The organism is Hungatella sp. SL.1.14 (assembly GCF_024460495.1).
In the GTDB taxonomy this organism is placed as follows: domain Bacteria; phylum Bacillota; class Clostridia; order Lachnospirales; family Lachnospiraceae; genus Hungatella; species Hungatella hathewayi.
Map to the genome: position 1 here is coordinate 1 of NZ_JANFYJ010000049.1, position 18,223 is coordinate 18,223.

The 18,223-nt window shown below is 47.8% G+C and carries 17 protein-coding genes and 1 other RNA gene; 8 read left to right on the top strand and 10 right to left on the bottom strand.

Annotated features, from left to right (window positions below):
* Positions 1–456: 456 nt before the first annotated feature.
* The 9 genes from NE473_RS28970 to tadA all read right to left on the bottom strand — a co-directional run bounded on the left by NE473_RS28970 (position 457) and on the right by tadA (position 9,751).
* Positions 457–1,179, bottom strand: a complete 723-nt coding sequence (locus tag NE473_RS28970) for a CvpA family protein (RefSeq protein ID WP_055652399.1) — start codon at positions 1,177–1,179, stop codon at positions 457–459.
* Between the two features lie 11 nt (positions 1,180–1,190).
* Positions 1,191–2,027, bottom strand: coding sequence for a Cof-type HAD-IIB family hydrolase (locus NE473_RS28975; RefSeq protein ID WP_039891568.1), 837 nt, complete (start codon positions 2,025–2,027; stop codon positions 1,191–1,193).
* A gap of 91 nt (positions 2,028–2,118) precedes the next feature.
* Positions 2,119–4,845 carry a tetratricopeptide repeat protein gene (locus tag NE473_RS28980; RefSeq protein WP_055652400.1) on the bottom strand — a complete coding sequence of 909 codons (2,727 nt, stop codon included), beginning with the start codon at positions 4,843–4,845 and terminating at the stop codon, positions 2,119–2,121.
* A gap of 30 nt (positions 4,846–4,875) precedes the next feature.
* The gene (gene recR / locus NE473_RS28985; protein WP_002605640.1) at positions 4,876–5,472 is read right to left on the bottom strand and encodes a recombination mediator RecR; all 597 of its coding nucleotides are present in this window, start codon (positions 5,470–5,472) and stop codon (positions 4,876–4,878) included.
* A 2-nt stretch (positions 5,473–5,474) separates the two neighbouring features.
* Positions 5,475–5,828, bottom strand: a complete 354-nt coding sequence (locus NE473_RS28990; protein WP_006773463.1) for a YbaB/EbfC family nucleoid-associated protein — start codon at positions 5,826–5,828, stop codon at positions 5,475–5,477.
* A gap of 16 nt (positions 5,829–5,844) precedes the next feature.
* Positions 5,845–7,467 (bottom strand): DNA polymerase III subunit gamma/tau, encoded by a 1,623-nt coding sequence (dnaX, locus tag NE473_RS28995; RefSeq protein WP_055652401.1) that lies wholly within the window; start codon positions 7,465–7,467, stop codon positions 5,845–5,847.
* A 13-nt stretch (positions 7,468–7,480) separates the two neighbouring features.
* Positions 7,481–8,560 (bottom strand): 6-phosphofructokinase, encoded by a 1,080-nt coding sequence (locus NE473_RS29000; RefSeq protein ID WP_022031638.1) that lies wholly within the window; start codon positions 8,558–8,560, stop codon positions 7,481–7,483.
* Between the two features lie 312 nt (positions 8,561–8,872).
* Positions 8,873–9,134, bottom strand: an RNA gene (ffs, locus tag NE473_RS29005) — signal recognition particle sRNA large type.
* Positions 9,135–9,253: 119 nt separating this feature from the next.
* Entirely contained in the window at positions 9,254–9,751 is a 498-nt protein-coding gene (gene tadA, locus NE473_RS29010; protein ID WP_022031639.1) for a tRNA adenosine(34) deaminase TadA, read from the bottom strand.
* Between the two features lie 259 nt (positions 9,752–10,010).
* Here tadA and NE473_RS29015 point away from each other — a divergent pair, with 259 nt between their 5' ends.
* Entirely contained in the window at positions 10,011–10,706 is a 696-nt protein-coding gene (locus NE473_RS29015; RefSeq protein WP_055652402.1) for an anaerobic ribonucleoside-triphosphate reductase activating protein, read from the top strand.
* A 16-nt stretch (positions 10,707–10,722) separates the two neighbouring features.
* Here the strand turns inward: NE473_RS29015 and NE473_RS29020 are convergent, their stop codons facing one another.
* On the bottom strand, positions 10,723–12,855 hold the full coding sequence (locus tag NE473_RS29020) for a DUF6128 domain-containing protein (RefSeq protein ID WP_055652403.1): 2,133 nt from the start codon (positions 12,853–12,855) through the stop codon (positions 10,723–10,725).
* A gap of 119 nt (positions 12,856–12,974) precedes the next feature.
* Between NE473_RS29020 and nagB the strand changes: the two genes are divergently transcribed.
* The 7 genes from nagB (at position 12,975) to NE473_RS29060 (ending at position 17,828) form a co-directional block, all read left to right on the top strand.
* Positions 12,975–13,715 (top strand): glucosamine-6-phosphate deaminase, encoded by a 741-nt coding sequence (gene nagB / locus NE473_RS29025; protein WP_039891575.1) that lies wholly within the window; start codon positions 12,975–12,977, stop codon positions 13,713–13,715.
* A 157-nt stretch (positions 13,716–13,872) separates the two neighbouring features.
* Positions 13,873–14,715 carry a 5'-3' exonuclease gene (locus NE473_RS29030; protein WP_055652404.1) on the top strand — a complete coding sequence of 281 codons (843 nt, stop codon included), beginning with the start codon at positions 13,873–13,875 and terminating at the stop codon, positions 14,713–14,715.
* A 128-nt stretch (positions 14,716–14,843) separates the two neighbouring features.
* Positions 14,844–15,002, top strand: a complete 159-nt coding sequence (locus tag NE473_RS29035) for a hypothetical protein (protein WP_006773472.1) — start codon at positions 14,844–14,846, stop codon at positions 15,000–15,002.
* Positions 15,003–15,149: 147 nt separating this feature from the next.
* A complete protein-coding gene (locus NE473_RS29040; protein ID WP_242866276.1) occupies positions 15,150–15,764 on the top strand; it encodes a hypothetical protein in 615 nt (204 codons plus the stop codon).
* 207 nt (positions 15,765–15,971) lie between these two features.
* Positions 15,972–16,829 carry an ABC-2 family transporter protein gene (locus tag NE473_RS29050; protein WP_081035059.1) on the top strand — a complete coding sequence of 286 codons (858 nt, stop codon included), beginning with the start codon at positions 15,972–15,974 and terminating at the stop codon, positions 16,827–16,829.
* Positions 16,783–17,226, top strand: a complete 444-nt coding sequence (locus tag NE473_RS29055; RefSeq protein WP_256265489.1) for an ATP-binding cassette domain-containing protein — start codon at positions 16,783–16,785, stop codon at positions 17,224–17,226. Before NE473_RS29050 ends, NE473_RS29055 begins: the two co-directional genes overlap by 47 nt.
* Positions 17,181–17,828: an ATP-binding cassette domain-containing protein gene (locus NE473_RS29060; protein ID WP_256265490.1), complete on the top strand. Its 648-nt coding sequence runs from the start codon at positions 17,181–17,183 to the stop codon at positions 17,826–17,828. The genes NE473_RS29055 and NE473_RS29060 overlap by 46 nt, the downstream gene beginning before the upstream one ends.
* Positions 17,829–18,223 lie beyond the last annotated feature (395 nt).

Sequence of the window (18,223 nt, forward strand, 5' to 3'; positions counted from 1 at the left end):
TGTTTGGTTCGTATACAATACTTGTATTCGTTCTGAATTTTCTCATTCAAAGCCATCAAACAATGGCTTGTTTTATTAGAATTTTCAGGGTTTTACATACTGTTCAATCTTCTGTTTTCAAAGTGCGTTTGCGTTGTTTTGTTCTCAACAGCAACTCGTTTATCTTACCATATCGTTTCTGTTTTGTCAACAACTTTTTTCATTTTCTTTTCAGCCTTTCAGCTGACCCCTGCACCGAATTATCTCCGTGCTGGATTTATAATATATCATGTTCAACAAATAATGTCAAGGGAATTTGTTCCATTTTCTCAAACAATTTTTACAGATACTAAATATGCTTTTATTTCTTGATTTTTCCTACATTTAGTGGTTATTAAAAAAACCGTTGGACAGACATTTTTACATTCTGCTCAACGATTTGTTTTAATTGAATATATGATATCAACAATTTTGTGCCTACAGCATACCATGGATGACGCCCAGAACAATTGCATTCAGAAAATTGTGTTCATATAGAAAGGACAGCCATTTGCTGGCTTCTACCTGACGAATCAGAGTCATTCCCCACGCAGTACCGGAACATGCCGTCAGCACCAGACAGAGAATCCACAGAAAGAGCAGCCCCTGCACGCCTCCCAGCAGCGCACCCGCAATCTTGTTCATACCTGAAAGTATTGGAAGACGGGCAATCAGATCCAGCCAGCGGACTACCAGCCTGATCAGAAGATACACAATTGCAAACAGCAGAACAAAGCCGACGGAATTAAGAATCATGTCCGCAAGATAGTTTCCGATATAATCAGCAAATGCATTTACCCCAAGAAGCTCATATACTTCATGATTATTATTTTCGATCAGCGCTGCTTTGACATTCTGGGGCAGATTAAGGTTCTCTATGATCGTGCGCTGTACGGATGGCACATCCTTCTCTTCCCCATCACCAGTTTCATCGGGCAGACCGATACCTGCTGCCTGCTTCATGCTGTCAGACAGCGTCTGCTGTATCGACGTATTTTCTTTTAAGTATTCTGTTACTTTCGGCATGGATACGTGCACAATTGCCAGCGCCGCCACCAATGCCACCATAGATACTGCAAGCCGGATAAATCCCCTGTAATGTCCATAGAGAACCATAGACAGCAGGTAGACCCCGGCCGCGATTGATAACCAATTTTCCATAAAATTCCTCGTTATATTTCTGTCTCAAGGACGAAGCGATATATGGCCGACGCCACTCCATCTTCGTCATTTGTGTCTGTAATATAGTCAGCCGCCTCACAGAGATCCGGTCTGCCATTTTTCATGGCAACACCAATTCCGGCTTCTAAGATCATGGAGAAATCATTTTCTCCGTCACCCATCGCCATCGTCTGCTCTCTTTTAAGCCCCAGATGTTCTGCCAGACGCCGGATGCCGCCGCCTTTTGTCGCTCCGGGAGCGTTGATTTCAAGATTCATCGGCATGGAAGAGGTGATGAGAATCCCGTCTATCGCTTCCAATGCCTCTCTTACCCGTGCACGTTCCTCGATTTCAGGAAAAAACAGATTAATCTTCTCAACCGGCTTCCGGGCAGTCTCAACAAATTCAATGATATTGGGATGAACATCCCTGGTCAGCCTCACCACCTCCTGCAGTTCCGGGGCCAGGCCATATTCTGTTAAATGCTCATAGAAACGCGGTTCTGTAATCCCCCGCCGTTCAATGTACGGATCATACATTACATGATAATGGTCAACAATTTTTAAAATATTCAGCGCAAGCTGCCATGGAATGGTGCACTCGGACAGAGTCAAATCATCTTTCATGTCCTCCACCACTGCGCCGTTCGTCGTTATGGCATAACGCACTCCCGGCAGTTCCCTGACAACCTGAGGAATCCCCGATACGGTTCTTCCGGTTGTCGGAACAATATGAATGCCTCGTCTCAGGCATTCCGTCAGCGCCTTTTTGTTACGGGACGACAGACGCTTCTGACTGTCCAGAAGCGTTCCGTCTAAATCAAGTGCAATTAATCTGATATCCACAATTCATGCTCCAGTTTACTGTTTCTTTCTGCTCCCTACAGGTTAAGTTTCACGCAGAAATGATGGGGTACAGCGGTATGACCACCGCTCTCAATTAGTATATAAAATGTTCTTCTTTCAGGATCAGAAGGCCGTCCTTATCATATTTGGAAGAAAAGATTCCTTTGACACGCTTTCCAAAGGATGGTTTTTCAGCACGGTCTGCCGCTTCTTCAATCAGACCTTCTGCATTCTCTCTTGTCAGAGCCACACCGTCTTCTTCCATGATCTCAATCCGTTCATATAAAGCCAGCATGCTCTTTCCTGTTATACTGCAGTCAATTTCGTTGGCATAACGGCAGGCATATTGAGCGAACTCATCAATATCCATCTCTTCCCCGTGGCTTCCAGGACCATTGTCATTGCGGTAGGTCATGCCGTTTTCGCCGTCTTCATCTTCCTCCACGTAATAATCATCGTTTTCGTCATAGGACTCTTCCGGTTCCAGCTCCTCATATACCGGTTTTTTACGGTTGCGGAACAGACCTTTTTTCTTATTGTGCACTTTTTCCTCATTCGGAATCTCTTCATATCCTTCTTCACCATAAGAATCCGTCTCGTATGACTCTGCATTTCTGATATCCTGCTCATAAGGATCCTGTTCATAAGAATCCTGCTCATAAGAATCCTCTTCATAGGATTCTTCCGGAGGAACTGGCTGGCGTCTGACCGGTGCTTCGCCGCGTTCGGGATAAAGAGGCCTTACCGCCGCTTTTGGCGCAGCTTTCCCTGGAGCAGACGCTTCAGCCCGTACCGCCGGTTTCGGCTCCCGTACCGGAGAAACGGGCTGATCATACGCTTCGCCCGGCTCATACGCTTCTCCGCTTCCAATACATTCGAATTTGCTTGCAAGGCGCGGATGGTTTCTGTGAAGATTCTCCATCTGCTTGGGATTGTCAATCAGAACCACGATCATTCCACTGGCATCGCGGTTCATCAGTGTATACAATTCTTCTAAGGCTTCCGGAGTCAAATCACCGGCCTCTTCTATCACAAGATCTTTTCCGGCCAGTTTTTCCGCGGAAGCAAGAACACCTCTTCTCGAAAGCTTCTCTCCTGTAATCTTGGCTACCGAATTTTTAATGCCTGTTTCATTATGGATCTGTTTTAATGCCTCTACGGCAATTTTCAGCCCTTTTTCCGGAGTCCTGGCTTCAATCATCAAATGATTCAATACCGGTGGTTCTTCTGCATCGTCGTCAAGGTCCTCGATCTCAAGAGCCTCTTCTTCCGGTTCCTGGCTATTCAATACCTCAGACTCAGCCGGATCGCTCTCCGGTGCGGTGTATTCCGCCTCCACCGGAACATCAGCGGATTCCTCAGTCTCTGATTCCGCATATGACAATTCCGGTTCTTCATAAGCGTTCTCTCCACAGGCCGGATCATCACCGGAGGATTCCATATCTGAATAATCGCTGTAGACCTCCTCCTCCGGAACTGCTTCACCGAAGGCAGGCTCCCCAGAAGTATTTTCTCCGTTGAACGGTTCACCGTAGGTGTTATCTTCATAGGCATTCTCTCCGTAAGCCGGATCATCATAAGCGGTTTCACCATATCCTGTATTATCATAGGCGTCTTCACCGTAAACCGGTTCGTCATAAGCGGTATTACCATAGGAAGATCCATTGTAACCGGAATTTCCGTAAGCATAGTCTTCTTCAATCACCGGCTCCGCGGCGGCTTCCTCGTCCATCTCCGGCATGCGCATCATTCCGCGCGGTCTCGGCATCGCGGAAGCGAGCCGCTCTGCATTCCCAGCCATGTGAACCGCAGAATCTGCTGCGCCGTATACAGCTCCGGCAGCTCCTGCAAGCGCATTTTCTGCATATACGGCTCCGGCAGCCGCGGTCTCCCCGGCAGCCATGGACGCATCGTGATAGACAGGACGGTTAATACGCCTGATATCATCAAGCACCCGCGTCCTGTCGTGCCTCATCGCACGCTGTGCTGCCGGCGGCTCCTCATATGACATACGGGACATCTCACGGGCCAGGCCTTCCTGAACCTCAGCCTCCTGCATTCTCGCCTGTAAATCCTCGAAATCAGGTTCCTCCGGCATATCCATCCCCTGATTTCCGTCATCATAGTATTCCTCTTCCTGATCCTGAACCTGCATCTGGTTTCCGCCGAGTCCGTATTCCTGTTCTACGGCGCGAAGCTTGGCCTCGTATTTGTCACGGTTTTCCACCAGATCCATCTGATAACTGGTCAGCGGCGCGTACTGAATTTTCAGTTCCATCGCCTTATCCACATATTTTCCAAGACCAAACATCAGCATGATCTTATCACACGTCTCTACGCATCTGTCGGCCATACCTGCTATGCTGTAAAGTTCGGCCAGCTCATACAGCCATTTCTCATCAATTTCCTGACTTGTATATGATTCAAGAGAATGGATTAACTGCTGGGCAGGCGCACCTTTGGCCTTCAAAATTAAATAGCGTAGAAGCTGCTGTCTCGGATCGTCACCGGCCAGATCACTGAATTCCCTGTAATATGCCTCAGCCTCATCAATATTGCCCTCTTTTAATGCGAGTTCTGCCAGCTTATAGAGCAGACGTTTCCCAATGGGGGCGCGTTCAAACGCCAGAAGAAGAATCTCTCTGGCCTCTTCATAGTCCTCATTTTTTTCATAAACCATGGCTACCATGGACAAAAGGTTCGTGTTGCGCACACGTCTCCAGTCAATGGTATCGGCAATCTTCATGGCCGTCTCATAATCACTCTTGCCGACAAGCTTCTTTATCTGTTCAACTTTAATATTAAACTCGTACTTATCCATTCTTTTGCATCTCCTAACAAGGTTAATGAGTTACAGTTCGACCCGGCCTTCCAGGGCCCGTAACAATGTTACTTCATCTATGTATTCCAGATCTCCGCCGACGGGCACGCCGCTGGCAATGCGGGTTACCCGCACGCCGGTAGGTTTTATCAGCTTGCTTAAATACATCGCCGTGGTTTCCCCTTCAAGACTGGAATTGGTAGCGATAATCACTTCTTCCACATCACCCTGAAGGCGCTGCATCAGTTCCTTCAGCTTAATATCATTTGGTCCGATTCCCAGCATGGGAGAAATCGCCCCATGAAGCACATGGTAAACACCGTCATACTTCCCCGTTTTTTCGTAAGCCGCCAAATCCCTTGTATCCTCAACAACCATGATGACTTTATGGTTGCGTTTGTCACTTTTGCAGATCGGGCACAGCTCCTGATCTGTCAGAGTGAAACACTCCTTGCAGTAATGGACATTATGCTTCGCCTCGGTAATGGACGAGGCAAGGCTTGTTACTGATTCTTCCGGCATATTGATAATATGAAATGCCAGACGCTGCGCAGATTTGCTTCCTATTCCGGGAAGCTTGGACAGCTCTTCTATTAATTTCGTTATCTGACTGCTGTAGTAATCCATGATTAGAAAGGAAAGCCTCCGCCCATACCGCCTAAACCGCCGGTCAGCTTGGACATGGCTGCGCTGCTCTCTTCCTCCATCTGGCGGAACGCCTCGTTGGTTGCAGCCACAATTAAATCTTCCAGCATCTCGATATCATCCGGATCCACCACTTCTTCAGAAAGCTTCACCGCTGTCACTTCTTTCTTTCCGGATACGGTAACAGATACCGCTCCGCCGCCTGCTGTTGCCGTATACTCCTTCGCCTCAAGCTCCTTTGTCGTCTCTTCCATCTGACGCTGCATTCTCTGAGCCTGCTTCATTAAATTATTCATATTGCCAGGCATTCCGCCTGAAAAACCGCCACGCTTAGCCATGGTGTATGTCCTCCTGTTAATCTTCTATTATAATATCCATGTGAATATTTTCTTTTAATTCTTCATCACTGACGTAAATGGTATCGAGGCGTTCGCCTCCGCCCCGCAGTCTGGCCTTAAAATAAATTGATTTTTGATAATGCTCTTCCACATACCGCTCGATGTCTCCCAGAGTCGTCGGACGGCTGCCGATAATAAAATTACTCTGATCCGTAAATACAACGCAGAGACAACTGTCTCCCGCCGGTTCCACCACCGTATCCCGGAAGCTGGCCCGAATTGGGCCGCCCAGATCTTTTACAATCTTTCCCCATTCATTGCGGACAAGATTTAAATCCTCCAACTGAGCCTCGGGAAGCACAACGCGTTCCGCAGGCGTCAGCGGTTCAGACGGGGCACCATTGCCGCCCATTCTTCCATTGTCCCCGGCTGGTACGGAGTCCGTACTGTTTCCAGTGGCAGGCATGGTTCCCGCTACGAAAACGCCTTCTTCCAGCTGCTTCTCAATATTGCCGATTCTCTGTATGACGGAATCCAGATTCTCCTCCATCTCAGGGCGTGTCAGTTTAATGAGAGCGACCTCAATCAGCACCCTTTTCTGGGATGCGTAGCGAAGCTGGTTCGAAAGGTCGGAAAATACCCTTATAAACCGCAGAAGAGTCTCTCCGTCGATCAGACCGGCTTCTTCCTTCAGAAGATTCATATTCTCCGTCGACATATCCAGCATATTTTCCGCGTCATCCACGGATTTTACAATGAGAAGATTTCTCAGATACCAGATAAAGTCTGTTACAAACTGTCCCAGCTCACGCCCCTGGATCACCATTTCCTCCAGGCTTTGAATACAGTCCTTCGTCCGATTCTCCACCACGGCGCGAAACAGCTGGCTGAAAACCGTAATATCCATGGCTCCAAGGACATCCAGCACATTGTCATAGGTCAGTACCTCTCCATAATGGAAGGCCACGCACTGGTCAAGAAGACTCAGCGCGTCACGCATGGCCCCGTCCGCCGCTTTGGCTATATAGGCCAGCGCCTTATCCTCCACGGAAATGTGCTCGGCCTCGGTCAGCTTCTGCAAATGGGTTACAATGGTATCAACCGTAATCCGCTTAAAATCATACCGCTGACATCGTGACATGACCGTGACCGGTATTTTCTGCACTTCGGTAGTTGCCAGAATGAAGATAACATAAGACGGAGGTTCCTCCAGCGTCTTTAAAAGGGCGTTGAAGGCTCCCGTAGAAAGCATATGAACCTCATCAATAATATAAACCCGGTATTTTCCTTCTGTAGGAGGATACTGAACCTCATCCCTGATCTCACGGATATTCTCGACGCCGTTATTGGAAGCGGCGTCGATCTCCACCACGTTTAAGGAAGAACCTGCCGCGATGTTCTTACACGTCCGGCATTCTCCACAGGGACTGCCGTCCACCGGGCTCTCACAGTTAACCGCTTTTGCAAATATCTTTGCAATACTGGTCTTACCGGTACCCCTGGTACCGCAGAACAGATATGCATGTCCGATACGGTCGGATACAATCTGGTTTTTTAATGTCTGTACTACATGGTCCTGGCCTCTGACATCCTCAAAGGAAGCCGGACGCCATTTCCGGTATAATGCCGTATATGACATGCTCTATGGCTCCTTACTCATCGCCGAAGCTGATACCTATCATCTTGGCTTCCTTAATGATAGAGCTCTCAGGATCGACCGTCTTTAATTTTCCTGCAACTTCTTCCAGCGGCACCTTCACAATCTCATTGTTGATAACCGCCACCATATTGCCGTATTCCTTATTCTTAATCAGATACGCAGCCTCTGCGCCAAGACGCGTGGAAAGAACCCTGTCATACGGACACGGTTCGCCGCCTCTCTGCATATGGCCCGGAACAGTCACACGGACTTCCTGGCCCGTGCGCTCTGTAATCTGAGCGCCAATCTCATAAGCGACTGACGGATAGATCACTCCGCTTTTTTTCTTTTCTTTCAGTTCTTTCTTGGTGAGAGCGGCATCTTCCTTCGATATTGCGCCTTCTGCCACTGCAAGGATAGAGAAGCGTTTTCCCCTCTTTGTCCTGCTCTTTAAAGCTTCCACCACAATATCCAGATCGTAGGGAATCTCGGGAAGTAAAATTATGTCTGCGCCTCCTGCGATTCCTGCGTACAGGGTGAGCCAGCCCACTTTATGTCCCATGACTTCCACAATAAATACGCGGCCGTGGGATGCCGCCGTGGTGTGGATGCAGTCTATGGCATTGGTCGCCACGTTAATGGCGCTCTGAAAACCAAAAGTCACATCGGTTCCGTATAAATCGTTATCAATGGTCTTCGGCAGATGAATGATATTCAGCCCTTCCTCGCGAAGAAGATTCGCTGTCTTCTGGCTGCCGTTTCCTCCCAAAACAACGAGACATTCCAGCTTCAGCTTTTTATAGGTGTGCTTCATCGCTTCTACCTTGTCCAGTCCGTTCTCATCCGGCGTACGCATCAGTTTGAACGGCTGCCGTGAGGTGCCAAGGATTGTCCCGCCTTCTGTCAGAATTCCTGAGAACTCCGACTGCTTCATAACACGGTAATCTGCATAGATCAGGCCCTTGTATCCGTCCTCAAAACCAATTATTTCCACATCGTCATACATTCTGTACAGCGCCTTCGCAACACCGCGCATTGTCGCGTTTAAGCTCTGGCAGTCGCCGCCGCTTGTAAGCATTCCAACTCTCATCATCAAAGCACACCCCTTCTTAGATTCATGTTTAGGAAATAGATACTATATACCCATTTTGTACATAATTATAATACAAAGGGAAGGGTGGGGCAAGGGAAAACTTTGTTCTATCGGGAAATGTAAGAAAATTACCAGTTAAATGGTAATGATTGTAATATACCAAAGAGTCCGGCAAGCCGGCTTTGCGGCCCCTCAAAGGGAGGATTGATACACGGACGGATTTTCCCGTGAAACAATAAGACACCGGATTTTCTTCCCCGGTGTCTTATTGTCTTCTATTCGCTGTATTTTATTTATAGTTATATTATTAATCCGTGCGTCTCACTTTGTATCGTTACCACAGGCGTTACCCTGACAGTTAACTCAGTCCAGGCTGCCTCACGGCACACAGGAGGTTCCACTTAGTGCTGCTGCATTCCTGCCCTGACACGGTTCATGAATTCCTGTTGCGTAAGACCCAAACGTCATCGCCACTTATCAGGGGCAGCCCTGCAGTAGACGATCCGAGGTGAGACATCACCCCTGCTGGAGCGGATTGCAGGTACAGGGCACCGCTATCTCCCCGGCTGCACGGAAACTTTATGACATATGTTGGTCTGTATGCTGACATTCCATCGATTAACATTACTGCACACACCTATACATCTGTTTCAATGTATAGCCAATTTAGTATACATGCAATCGGGCCATTTGTCAAGGAGTCGTCTCTTCCTGTTTTTGTTTTTTCACAGCTGCTTTCTTTTCCCTGAGCGCCTTAAAAAACTCCTTCATGAGCCGCGAACACTCTTCCTCCAGAACACCGTTCTCCATTTCAACCTGATGATTAAACCCGTCCTCATGAAGCAGATCAAGCACAGAGCCGGCGCATCCGGCTTTTGGATTCATACAGCCGATTACAACTTTGGGAATTCTTGCCTGGACGATAGCCCCGGCACACATGGGGCACGGTTCCAGGGTCACATACATGGTACAGCCTTCCAGCCGCCAGTCACCAATCTTCTTACATGCTTTTTTTATCGCGATAATCTCTGCGTGGGACAGAACATTCTTGTCAATCGTCCTCCTGTTGTATCCCCTCGCTATAATCTTGTCCTCATAAACAATGACGCAGCCAATAGGTACCTCACCGATCGCTCCCGCCTTCCGGGCCTGTCCAATTGCGGCGCGCATATATTTTTCATCAGCATTCATGCCGGTCCCTCTTTCCACTCGTTTTAGAATATGGTATACTGGTACTGCATTGCGCAATGCAGTACCAGTATGACCCGCACGAAATGCCTTACTGGTCCGATGAGGATGATTTTTCGAGAGTGCAGACGCAAAAACGCAGGCGTAGTGGGGCTATGCTGAGGCTTTTGCGTCTGTGCTGTCGGTAAATCAGACCAGCGAAACAGTAAGGTATTTCGTGCGGATCATACTAGTATACCATGAAACTAAGGAAGCGAAAATAATGAAAATTTGCGGTCTGCAAAAAACTACTCTCCTGGATTTCCCCGGCCATGTCGCAGCCACCATATTTTTAGGCGGCTGTAATTTCCGCTGTCCCTTCTGCCACAACAGCGGGCTTCTGGGAAATGACGCCGAGGAAGCCATGACAGAGGATTCGCTCTTCACCTTCTTAAAACGGCGTACCTCGGTTCTGGAAGGGGTCTGCATCACGGGCGGAGAACCAACACTCTCAGACGATCTGGAAGAATTTATCCGCCGGATCAGGCAGATGGGGTACTTGATCAAACTGGATACCAACGGCTACAGGCCCGCCGTCTTAAAGGATCTCGCCGGGAAAGGCCTTCTCGACTATATTGCCATGGACATCAAGGCCGGCCGGGAAAATTACCCGCGCACAGCAGGCATTCCCGGCATTCAGATAAAATATATAGAGGAAAGCGCGGCATTTTTGATGAACGGCTCCATCCCGTATGAGTTCCGGACTACTGTCGTAAAGGAACTTCACGGCAACCGGGATTTCCTGGATATCGGCCAATGGCTTAAGGGCTGTTCCCACTACTATCTCCAGAATTATGTGGACTCCGGTGAAGTCTTATGCACCGGATTTACTTCCTGCACAAAGGAGGAGCTTCTGGCATTTGCAGAAATCCTGCACCCCTATATTGCTGACGTTTCTCTGCGCGGAATCGATTACTGACGGACGGCTGACGGTATCAGTTACCAATTTTTACATCGGTATACCAGTAGCCGAAACGTCCGTCTTCCATAGGCTGGTTCTTTGACAGCACAAAATTCGGGAAACCGAACATCGACGCCATATACCGCTCATTGCTGTAATAATGGCCGGGAACCCCCAGCAGATAACGCGGAGTCCCCTCCGGGTTAAACAGCTTTGCCAGAATTAAATAACGGTAATTATAGTATCCGTGAAGCAGGAAACTGTTATTTCCGTACACCCATGTCTCTCTGGGCAGAAGGCCGATATCCTGTGGTTTAATAGTCAGGATTTCGCAGCCCTTCTCATAGTCAAAATCCAGGATTTTCGTGTGTTCCCGCCTTAACTGATCCCATATCCGGTCACTGGAGTTTTCTTCCTCTTCCTCAGTCTTTAAAAGCCGTTCCAGTTCCATTGGATCGCCTGGAACAGGCTGTGCCTCCTGGGCTTTTTGGATCTCCGGCTCCTTCTGTCTTTCTTCCGCTGCATGTGAGGGCGTGGCTGCTGACCCCTCATCGGTACCATAAGATTCTGCTGCGTCTCTGTTCTCCTGTACAGACTGTGCTGCCTGATTTTCTGACGCGCTCGTTTCCGAACAATCCTGTGCGTCGTCCGCTAAATACATCTCTGGCCGTTCCTGCATGAATTCCTCCATACCGGAATCGGAACTGTTCTGCGTACCGGACGCTGTGTCTGACATCGTTGTGTCTGACATCGCTGTGTCTGGCATTGCTTTGACTGACATCGCTTTGTCTGGCATCTCTGGATTTTGCGTGTTCCCCACAGACTCTGTACCTGGTATTTTTTCTCTGTCCGCCAACAAATGAATGCCGGTTATCTCATCTGTGTTCTGAGTTTCATACCGGTCCACTTGTTCCTGCCTGTGTTCTGATGCATGGAAATCCGTCAGATTTTCATCTGCAGATTTCGGTGCTCCCATATCTGCTTCCTGCTGCGGGTACATCCTGCTTTCCGGCCGGACGGCAAATGGCCTCGATGCATCGGCCCGATAGCAAATCGTCTCGCCCTGGATCTCTTCCAGAAATTCACTCTGAATTTCCTTTTCTTCCTGGTTATACAGCATCTCCGCCGATTCCCCGGCAGACTGCCTCTCTTCCATAAACGGAGGCTGATTATTTGCTTCCGCCTCCAACATTCCTGTATGTAGTGTTGTAACAGTCTCGATATCCGGCATCAGTTCAGAAGCATATTCTACGGCCGGAACTCCGGAAAATACGGTATGGCTGCGCAGCGAATTATCCTTTTTGCCATAAGACAGTTCCGACGTGTGTGCCATTGTCAGAGGCTGCTGCTGCCGTACCGGTTCCCGTATTGGAATTTCCTGCTCTGAGGCAGGCTCCTCCGTACCGTGAACATTGCGCGGCGGTTCCTCCACCGGCGCCATTTCCGGCTTCGCAGGTTCATTCACGGATTCTATGTAAGAAGCTTTTGCTCTGGACCATTCCATCCTGGCTTCCTGCTGCCGGATCCATGCCTCCGCTGTCTGCTCCGTCGTATCTGCAGACTGTTCCACCTGTTTTCTGATGCTTTCTGCAAATGCCTTCGACTGTTCTCTGGCACTTTCCGTAAATGCCTTAAGCTGCTCCCGGGACATTTTATCCTGCTTTTCACTTTCCTTTGTATCCTGTTCATTTTCTACCGGGAACTCTTCTTCGATTTCTTTTATCGCCTTTTTAATCTGCGCCTCCTGCGCCGTTTCTTCTCTTTCTTTTGTTTCGGGAAGTGTGTTGGAAAGTTCCACCTCTGCAGCGTGGGCCACTGCATCCTCCCAGATCGTCGTGTAAGACCGCCATGTATTTTCCACATCATGGACTGTCAGTCCGTAGCACTGGTCCATGGGAATTCCGGAGTGTTCAACATCGCTTACCGAAACGACCGTACGAAATTCCCCGGAACCTCCGCGGATAAAAATATTTCCCAGCAAAATTTCTTTTTCACCGGCCAGCAGATAGACACCGATATCATTGCCGCCCACATAAACCTTTTTCACATTCACCGTAATCTTGCACTGGCTGCCCCGCGTCTCTATTTTCGCGAACCCAATGTTTTTTCCTTTGATTCCGCCTTCATAGGCATAGATATATGAGATTAGTCTCCGATAATTGGACATGATATCACCCCTTTTATAAATATTTTATGCAAATAGCCATTGAAACTATGCCATAAAAATGTTATCCTAAAGCTATAAATGGAATAAAATTTTTTTTCAAGAACATGGAGGGCTATAAAATGAGACTTTACCGCGCAAAGGATTACAATGACATGAGCCGCAAAGCGGCACACATTATTTCCGCTCAGGTTATCATGAAACCAGACTGCGTACTGGGACTCGCTACCGGTTCCACACCGATCGGAACCTACAAGCAGTTGATTGAATGGTACAACAACGGTGATCTGGATTTTGCTGAAGTAAAGACTGCCAATCTGGATGAATATAAAGGACTGACAAGAGATAACGATCAAAGCTACTACTATTTTATGCATGAGAATCTGTTCAAGCATGTCAATATCAAGGAAGAGAACACCAATATCCCTGATGGTACAGAGCCGGACGCTGCAAAAGAGTGTGCGCGCTATGAAAATGTAGTCCATGAGTTAGGCGGCGTAGACCTCCAACTTTTAGGCCTCGGCCACAACGGTCACATCGGCTTTAATGAGCCGGCCGACGAGTATCCGAAGGAAACTCATATCGTTGATTTACAGGAAAGTACCATCGAAGCAAACAAGCGTTTCTTCGCTTCCATCGATGACGTTCCGCGCCAGGCTTACACCATGGGAATCGGAACCATCATGAGTGCAAAAAAGATCCTGCTGGTAGTAAGCGGCGAGGATAAGGCTGCCATCTTACGGGAAGTGATCTGCGGTCCAGTTACTCCTCGCGTTCCTGCTTCCATTTTACAGCTGCATCCGGATGTAACAATCGTAGCAGACGAAGCTGCCCTCGCGAAACTTGGCGACTGCTGTAAATAGTAAGAGTGGTACTGACTAAACAGTACATAATTTAAGCCCCAATCGGTTTAATACCGAAAGGGGCTTTTCATTTAACCCCATCCTTACGGTGAGCTTAACTTTACTGATCAAATACAAACATTTGCTTCGTACATCCTTTTAGTGAGGTAATGACATTATGGACAAGTTATTAATCATTGATGGTTCAAATCTGCTTTTTCAAATGTTCTACGGCATGCCGTCGCGTATTATAAATAAAGACGGAAAGGCAATTCAGGGCACGCTCGGCTTCATCGGCGCAACAATTAACATTATGAAAATGACAGCCCCCACTCACCTTGTAATACTCTTTGACGGTGAGCACCCTAACGCCCGAACCGAACTGCTTGCTGAATATAAGGCTAACCGACCGGATTACTCACTGGTTGCCGAGGAGGACAATCCATTTTCACAGATTGATGATGTGTATCGTGCCCTCACTTTTATGAAGATCAGGCATACTGAGGTACAGCAGGTTGAAACTGACGATGTAATTGCAGGCTATGCCTATACATATGGGAAACAAATGCCGATTGTGATATCCTCCTTTGACAGTGATTTCTTTCAGCTGATCAATGACAATGTAAAAATTTTACGATACCGGGGTAAGAATACGGTCATTTGCGATACCACATATGTAAAAGAAAAGCTGAACATCACACCGCATCAGTATGCAGATTTCAAGTCGCTTACGGGAGACAATGCAGATAATATAAAAGGCGCAGACAAGGTAGGTCCAAAAACTGCCGCACTGCTGCTCCATGAATTCGGCGATTTAGAAAGCATACTGGCAAACGCAGAAAGCATCACAAAACCAACGATTCAAAAATCTATTTTGAATAACACGATCCGTCTGCGCAACAACTATAAGCTGATCAAACTCGATGACAAGGCCCCATTGCCATTTCATAAAAAAGAATTAAAATACGATTACAGCGGTATCACGACCAATGAAGTTCTGAGCGGAATTGGGTTGAGATAAATACAAACACCGGAATCAAAATGCAGAAACAACTTATTTGGGGACAATCAAGAAGCATATTATTCTTGACTCACCTCCACTGTCATGATATGCTAAAACAAACATTTTAGAAAAAGGAGGTGGACGCCATGCATTGCATCACAATCAAGGCCACAACACTGTGGTTAAATATTGACAATGTCGCCGTTATTACGTACAAAAATGACGCTTCCGTGTATCAGTGCGCCCATTTTTGCGATAACAGCAGCGTCCTCCCTTCGTATTCATCGATTTTCCGGCTGTCTTAACGACCGGTTTTCATGATGGTTTCTCTACCCGAAGGTGCCTGCGCTTTCGGGTATTTTTATGTTCTGGGATTAGCCCCCTTTACATAAAATCTGCCCTTTTCGGAAAATGGGTTCTATTATTCCATTTTTTAGAAAGGCAGTTCTATCATGAATAAATTTAAGACATTTCTTGCCGGACATGGCTGCGGGCCCCGCGCCATTGTTTCCACTGTACTGATGTGTACAAAACAAATTTTTGACGGCGGTATCCTGTGCATCGCAGGCGGATATCTTGTTTCTGCCGTTCAGTTTGTCATGCTCGTTTTTATCTGGACCGCCCTGGACCGGGAAGGTGCCGGTTTAGGAGGCATGACATTAAATCAGCTGATGACATATACGCTGATGGCAACCGTTTTTCATCAGGAATTAAATATTATTTCACCGGCTACCTCCTCACTGTGGGAAGGTTCTGTCATTGGACGTTTTACCCGGCCGGTGCCCGTTCCGGTCAGTTTCATCGCTGAAACGATCGGACGGTGGTGGATTCCGAATTTTCTGTTTTTTGGCCTTCCTCTGCTGATCATCTCGCCGTTTTTACATGTAAATCCGGCTCCGGCAGACTCTGCCTCCGGATTGATGGCGTTCATCAGTCTGATGCTTTCGGCCTCTCTGGGATTTGCCCTCGACCTGCTGTTTGCCGCTTTTGCCATGTTCTTAAAAATGGCTGCTGGGCAGCAGCCAGTATACGGGAGGCAGCATTTTCCCTCCTGTCAGGGGAAATGATTCCCTTTGCCCTGTTTCCATGGGGACTGGATAAGTTTTTTTCCTGTCTCCCTTTTGGCTCGATCGCCCATGCACCGCTCACCATCTATACCGGCATGGCCGCATCCCCCTTTAGAACCATTGGGCTGCAGCTTATCTGGAATGTGATTTTGTGGATTACAGCGGCCATGGTATTTAAAAAAAGCAAAGAAAGGATGATTTCTTTTGGTGGATAATTTAAAAATACTGTTTCGTCTTTACAGGCAATACACAAAAATGGACCTCCTGTGGTTTCTTCGGGACACCCGCTACTGTCTGCTTCAAATCTTTTCAGACACGGTATGCGCGGTTTGTACCATCGCAGGCGTTTTCCTGCTTTCCGAAAAATTCGGCGGCTTCGGAGGCATGAATCAGGGGGAGATACTCTTCATGATGGGCTTCTCCACTCTCGTTGACGGAATCTATATGATGTTTTTTATCGGTAATAATACGTCTATGATAAGCCGCATCATAGGACGGGGGCAGCTGGATCACGTAATGATACAGCCGGTACCCCTATGGGCAGAACTGCTGGCCCAGGGATTTTCCCCGCTGTCAGGAAGCAGTATGCTGGTATGCGGAATCGGACTGACGGCGTATGCAGTCAGACGGCTGCCTCTATCCGCCACACTGCCCTGGCTGCTTCTGCTGCTTATCTATGCGGTCAGCTCCACCATATTGGTCTTATCCGTTATGGTCCTCCTGTCCTGCGCAGCATTTTACGCACCTGCGGCAGCCGAGGAGATCGCCCAGACAGGCAGGGATTTATTTACTTCTCTGAAGACTTATCCGCTGGGCACGATGAACCATTCCGTCAAACGGCTGTTCCTGACCGTGCTTCCAGTGGGGCTGGCTGCCTGGTTTCCGTCGGAGCTGCTTTTAAAAGCAGGGAACGGCGGCTTAAGCGCTGTACTGCTTTTGCAGGCATGTTATCTGCCGGCAGCGGCATTGGCATTATCACTGTTCACAATTTATGTATTTAAGAAAGGAATGAAATATTATGCAGTCAACGGTTCGCCACGATACTCCGGCTTTGGTCATCGATAATGTTACAAAACAGTATTCCCAATGGCAGAGAAGCGGCCACGCACGGGATATCTTAAAAAATATGCTTCGCCCTCAGAAACGCATCATCACAGCACTCGATCATCTTTCCTTCGAAGTGGCTCCGGGTGAGTTTGTCGCTTACGCCGGAGCCAACGGAGCCGGCAAGAGCACAACCATTAAGATCCTCTCCGGTATCTTAAGCCCTTCAGAGGGCACGGTGTCCGTGTCCGGTTTCAATCCTGCCACAGACCGGATCGAACTCATGCGTCATGTTGGCGTACTGTTCGGACAGCGGACGGAAACCTGGTGGGATCATCCCGTCATTACCAGCTTCGAATGGAAAAAGGAGGTATGGGGAATCCCGGATGCAGTATACAAAAAAATCTGGCACTTGTAACGGAACTGCTCGATCTGAAAGACCTCCTTCACACATTTGCCAGGGAACTGAGCCTTGGACAGCGCATGCGGGCGGATATTGCGATGCTGCTTCTGCACGATCCTTCCGTAATTTTCCTGGATGAGCCGACACTGGGCCTGGATGTGCTGGCCAAACAGCAGATGATACACTTTTTAAAGGAAATTAACCGGGAATGCGGAACCACGATTATCGTCACAAGCCATGACATGGATGATCTGGAGGAGATGGCACAGCGGATTATTCTTCTGAATAAAGGGCAGATTGCATTTGACGGAAATTTTGATGAACTCAGAAATACGGCCGGCGCCTGTTCCAGAATCGTTGTCACCATGAGAAGCCCCGGCTCTGATAAGCAGTCTGCCGCAGCTGGGGGGCTCTTAAGTGCTCCTGCAATTCCGGGATTACAGCTGCTCTCTTCCAATGGAGGGATTTACGAATACGAGTTCAACCGAAATCAGACCGCAATCCATGAGGTTCTTGGTTACCTTGCGGAATTTGAAGGTATTGAGGATGTGGAAATCAGAAGAGCGCCTATTGAAGATGTGATAGCAAGATTGTATTTTAGTTGGAAAAAATCGTAGAAAATAAATTGTTGCAGAACAGAAATACGCCGCGGGAAATACAACGTTTTTAATTGAAATATACTTTTTATTGTGATAAACCATTTTATGGAACAATCGTGTTACAGGGTGGTTGACCTCCATTCTACTACATAGAATGGAGGTGATGCGGATGAAATTTGACTTTAAGGATTTAATGACTTTTGGACTGTTCATCCTGGCATTGCTGACGTTCGTATTTACGTTCTGTCGATAGTGCTTATTTAAGGCATAGAAAAACCACCCTCTATTGATATGCCCCCTGTCAAGTAGACAGGTGAAATATTTAAAACGAGGGGCTGATGAACGGCCACATTTTGTGGCCGTTTTTCTATGCACACCATTTTTCTTTATATTTTTCGATTCGCTTGTTTTTA

Bases quoted from the DNA above. Each gene is read 5' to 3' on its own strand.
- NE473_RS28970 (WP_055652399.1), bottom strand. From the start codon at position 1,179: ATGGAAAATTGGTTATCAATCGCGGCCGGGGTCTACCTGCTGTCTATG.
- NE473_RS28980 (WP_055652400.1), bottom strand. From the start codon at position 4,845: ATGGATAAGTACGAGTTTAATATTAAAGTTGAACAGATAAAGAAGCTT.
- recR (WP_002605640.1), bottom strand. From the start codon at position 5,472: ATGGATTACTACAGCAGTCAGATAACGAAATTAATAGAAGAGCTGTCC.
- NE473_RS28990 (WP_006773463.1), bottom strand. From the start codon at position 5,828: ATGGCTAAGCGTGGCGGTTTTTCAGGCGGAATGCCTGGCAATATGAAT.
- dnaX (WP_055652401.1), bottom strand. From the start codon at position 7,467: ATGTCATATACGGCATTATACCGGAAATGGCGTCCGGCTTCCTTTGAG.
- NE473_RS29000 (WP_022031638.1), bottom strand. From the start codon at position 8,560: ATGATGAGAGTTGGAATGCTTACAAGCGGCGGCGACTGCCAGAGCTTA.
- tadA (WP_022031639.1), bottom strand. From the start codon at position 9,751: ATGAATGCTGATGAAAAATATATGCGCGCCGCAATTGGACAGGCCCGG.
- NE473_RS29015 (WP_055652402.1), top strand. From the start codon at position 10,011: ATGAAAATTTGCGGTCTGCAAAAAACTACTCTCCTGGATTTCCCCGGC.
- NE473_RS29020 (WP_055652403.1), bottom strand. From the start codon at position 12,855: ATGTCCAATTATCGGAGACTAATCTCATATATCTATGCCTATGAAGGC.
- nagB (WP_039891575.1), top strand. From the start codon at position 12,975: ATGAGACTTTACCGCGCAAAGGATTACAATGACATGAGCCGCAAAGCG.
- NE473_RS29030 (WP_055652404.1), top strand. From the start codon at position 13,873: ATGGACAAGTTATTAATCATTGATGGTTCAAATCTGCTTTTTCAAATG.
- NE473_RS29035 (WP_006773472.1), top strand. From the start codon at position 14,844: ATGCATTGCATCACAATCAAGGCCACAACACTGTGGTTAAATATTGAC.
- NE473_RS29040 (WP_242866276.1), top strand. From the start codon at position 15,150: ATGAATAAATTTAAGACATTTCTTGCCGGACATGGCTGCGGGCCCCGC.
- NE473_RS29055 (WP_256265489.1), top strand. From the start codon at position 16,783: ATGCAGTCAACGGTTCGCCACGATACTCCGGCTTTGGTCATCGATAAT.
- NE473_RS29060 (WP_256265490.1), top strand. From the start codon at position 17,181: ATGGGGAATCCCGGATGCAGTATACAAAAAAATCTGGCACTTGTAACG.